The 3,956-nt window shown below is 75.2% G+C and carries 2 protein-coding genes; one reads left to right on the top strand and one right to left on the bottom strand.

The features are described from left to right. The first annotated feature begins 199 nt into the window (after positions 1–199). Positions 200–880 (top strand): DUF4328 domain-containing protein, encoded by a 681-nt coding sequence (locus DZF91_RS27095; protein ID WP_117359993.1) that lies wholly within the window; start codon positions 200–202, stop codon positions 878–880. 21 nt (positions 881–901) lie between these two features. Here DZF91_RS27095 and DZF91_RS27100 read toward each other — a convergent pair. After that, positions 902–3,956 (bottom strand): DNA polymerase III subunit alpha (locus DZF91_RS27100; protein WP_147341406.1); only part of this gene is annotated, 3,055 nt, incomplete at its 5' end.

Consider the following 3,956-nt stretch of genomic DNA (forward strand, 5'->3'; position numbering starts at 1 on the left):
CCATGCGGCCACACCGTCCGCCTGGACGCCCCCGGGCCGCGCCGCGCGCCCGCGCGCCGGACGCCCGCACGTCACGGGCGCCCGCGCGCCAAGGGCTTGGGGAGTTGACCGGGCCCGGTCCGCCGGGGACGCCACGGGGCGGGGCAAAGGTACGTAGTATCCGAGGCATTGGACTAGAAAGTCCTCGGAGGTGTCCCCCATGCCGTGTGCGCTTTGCGGCGACATCGTCCCGGCGGACGTCGCGCGCTGCCCGGCCTGCGGAGCATGGGCCAGGCGCCGGGACTTCCGCGCCGTCGGGGTCGCGGTGTTCATGCTGCTGGGCTTCCACGCGTTCCTCGCGCTGGGCGCCGGGATCAGCCTGGTCCGGGTGTCGCGTCCGCTGCGGACGGCCACCCAGGACGGCTACGACCCGGCCTCGGCCCGGCACTCCCTGGTGCCGTTCTCCGACCTGTTCGTCATCTGCGCCGTGCTCGCCGGCATCACCGGCGTGATGTTCGTGTCCTGGCTGTGGCGGGCCTACACCCAGTCGCCCGGCCCGCACCGGCACCGGCGGAGCTGGGTCGTGTTCGGCTGGCTCGTCCCGGTCGCGAACCTGTGGGTGCCGCCGCGCCTGATGTACGACGTCCTGGTGACCACCGGCCGCTACCGGATGTCGCAGCGGCACGTCGCCGGGTGCCTGATCGGCGCGTGGTGGCTGAGCGTCCTGCTCGCCGTGCTGCTGTCCCGCTGGTTCGCGCGCGGCGGGGCCGACTCGCTCGCCGACGCCCGCTTCACCGTCCACCTGGGCGTCGCCGCGGCGGCGTTCCAGGCCCTGGCCGCGACCCTCGCGATGAGCGTGGTCTACCAGGTCACCCGCCTCCAGATCGCCCGCCCCGACTAGACCGCCCCTCCGGGACGCCCGTCACGGCGCGGTCGGGCCGGAGCTGCCCGGGCTGGTGTGCCAGAGCCGGGCCGCCTGCGGGCGTCTGACCTGCGGGCCCGCGGGGCCGACGTCGGCGTACGCGCTGACGGCGAAGCCTGAGCCGTAGGTCGTGCGGCGGCCGATCGGACGGCGCGCCGCCGCGGCCGAAGACGGTCCGGACGCCGCCATGGCCCGCCGGACGGCCCCGATCCCGCCCTCGCGCCACGCCGCGTCCAGGACGTCGAGGTCCCAGCACTCGGACGCGGTGACGGACGCGGCGCGGAAGCCCGGCTTGTGGACGCGTCCGCGCGCGAGCAGCAGCCACGACCCGAACACCGTCGCGGCGCAGCGGTCCTGGACGGACTCGAAGAAGGTGAGGTCGACGGGGCCGGTCGCGTCGTCCAGCGTCGCGAACACCACCCGCTGCCCGGACCGGACGGCCGGAGTCTGCGTGGCCACCTTCACCCCCGCGACCAGCACCTCCTCGCCCTTGCCACGGTCGGGCAGGTCGCGGGCCGGGACGGCGCCGAGCGCGCGCAGCAGGTCGCCGTAGAAGCTGATCACGTGCCGGCTGACGTCCATGCCGAGGACGTCGAGCTCGGCCTCGACGATCTCCGACGGCGTCATCGGCGGCAGCTCGCCCAGCGGGACGTCCTCCAGCATCCCGGGCTCGGGCGCCGCCAGGCCGTCCCCGAGCGGGAGCTGTCCCTCGACCAGGCCGGCGGACGGGCGCGCCGACGACGCCCGGTCGAGCGCGCCGACCCGGCAGAGCAGGTCGCGGCGTCCGACCGGGGTGCCGCGGTACAACGCGTCGAACCCGCCCGCCAGGACCAGCCGCTCCACCGTCGGCCGGGACGCGTGCGCCCGCCGCCAGAAGTCGCCGAGCGAGGCGTACGGACGGCGCTCGACGATCCGCGCGACCTCGGCCTCGGCGATCCCCCGGACCTCGCTGAGCGCCACCCGGATGCCGCCGTCCTCGACCCGCCACGGCGCGGCGGACCGGTTGACGTCCAGCGGCAGAACCGGCACGCCGAAGTGCCGCGCGTCGTCCAGGATGACCCGCTTCGGGTACATGCCCGGGTCGTGGGTGAGGACCCCGGCGAAGAACGCGGCCGTGTGGTGCCGCTTCAGCCACGCCGACTGGTAGGTGGGCAGCGCGAACGACGCCGCGTGCGCCTTGCAGAACCCGAACGCGCCGAACGCGGCGAGCGTCCGCCAGACCCGTTCGACCGTGGCCGCGTCGTATCCGCGCGCGTCCGCCCGCTCCCGGAACCACGTTCCGACGGCCTCCAGGCCTTCCGTGCTGGACATCCGGCGGCGCATGCCCTCCGCCTCGGACAGGCCGCACCCGGTCATGACGTCCAGGACGCGGAGCACCTGCTCGTGCCAGACCACCACGCCGCGGCTCTCCCGCAGTACCGGCTCCAGATCCGAATGCGGGTAGACCGCCGGGCGGCGGCCGTGCCGGGCGTCCAGGAACGGGTTCACCATGTCCGAGCCGACCGGGCCGGGACGGAACAGGGAGATGTCCACCACCAGGTCGTCGACCGTGCGCGGCAGCAGCTTGGCGACCAGCTCGCGCTGGCCGGGCGACTCGATCTGGAAGCAGCCGAGCGTCCGCGCGGACCGGATCATCTCGAACGTCGGCGCGTCGTCGCGCGGGACGGCCTCCAGCTCGACGCGCCCGCCGGTGGTCCGCTCGATCTCCGCGACCGCGTGCGCGAGCGCGGACTGCATCCGGACGCCGATGACGTCGAGCTTCAGCAGCCCCATCGCCTCCACGTCGTCCTTGTCGAACTGGCTCATCGGGAACCCGGCGGTGCTCGGCTCGACCGGCGTCCGGTCGCGCAGCGTCGGGTTGGACAGGATCACGCCGCACGGGTGCAGCGCGATGTGCCGCGGCAGGCCGTCCAGCCGCTCGGCGAGCGTGAAGACCGTCGCGAGCTGGGCGTTGTTCAGGTTCGAGCGGCGCAGCTCGGGCAGCTCGGTGAGCGCCGCCCGGATCTGCCGCGCCCGGATGTGCGGGAACGCCTTCGCGATCGCGTCCACCTCGTGCGGCGGCAGGCCGAGCGCGCCGGCCACGTCGCGGATCGCGCTGCGCGCCCGGTAGGTCTCCATCATCGACACGCACGCCGTCGCGTCCGTCCCGAACCGCCGGAACAGCGCCTCGTACGCCTCGGGCCGCCGCGCGGACTCCACGTCGAGGTCGATGTCGGGCAGCCCGGGACGGCTGTCGGCGAGGAACCGCTCCATCACCAGGTCGTGCCGGAGCGGGTCCAGGTCGCCGATGCCGAGCAGGAAGTTCACCAGGCTGCCCGCGCCCGACCCGCGGATCGCGCAGCGGACGCCGAGGCCGCGGATGAGCTCGGCGGCGTCCGCGACGGTCAGGAAGTACGACGCGAAGCCCTTGCGGCCGATGATGTCCAGTTCGTGCGCGAGCCGCGCCTCGTAGCCGTTCCGGTGCTCCAGGCCGCGTCCGCGCAGGCCCCGGAGGCAGCGCTCGGCGAGCCGCCGGTGCGGCTCGGGCCCGGTGTCCGGGAGGTGCGCGCGGCCCATGCCGAGGTCGCGCCCGGGTTCCAGGACGCACCGGTCGGCGAGTTCCCGGGTGGCTCTGACCAGGGCGTCCGCCTCGTCCGGGCCGCAGGCGAGCGCGGCCGACCGGCGCATCTCCGCCTCCGACTTCAGGTAGGCGTGCCCGGTCTGGTCGTCCAGGTGGCGGCGGTGCAGCGGGACGAGCTTGCGCGCCGCGTCCAGCACCTGCGCGACCGGATGATCCGCCTTGTCCAGGTAGCGGACGCCGTTGCCGAGGACGGCCGGGACGCCCGCCTCCCGCGCGAGCGCCAGCATCCGGGCGGCGCGCGGGCCGTCCCCCTGCCCGTGGTGGTTGACGATCTCGACCGCGATCCGGGCCCCGGTGGCCCGCCAGGCGTCCAGCAGCGCCGCCGCCTTCACCCGGTCGCGCGCGGCGACGGCCCGTCCGACGTCCGAGGCCGGGCCGAGCAGCACGACCAGCCCGGCCGCCCGCTCGGCGACCATGCCGGGCGTGATCGCGGGC

The sequence above is a fragment of the Actinomadura logoneensis genome (assembly GCF_003428695.1).
Classification (GTDB): domain Bacteria; phylum Actinomycetota; class Actinomycetes; order Streptosporangiales; family Streptosporangiaceae; genus Spirillospora; species Spirillospora logoneensis.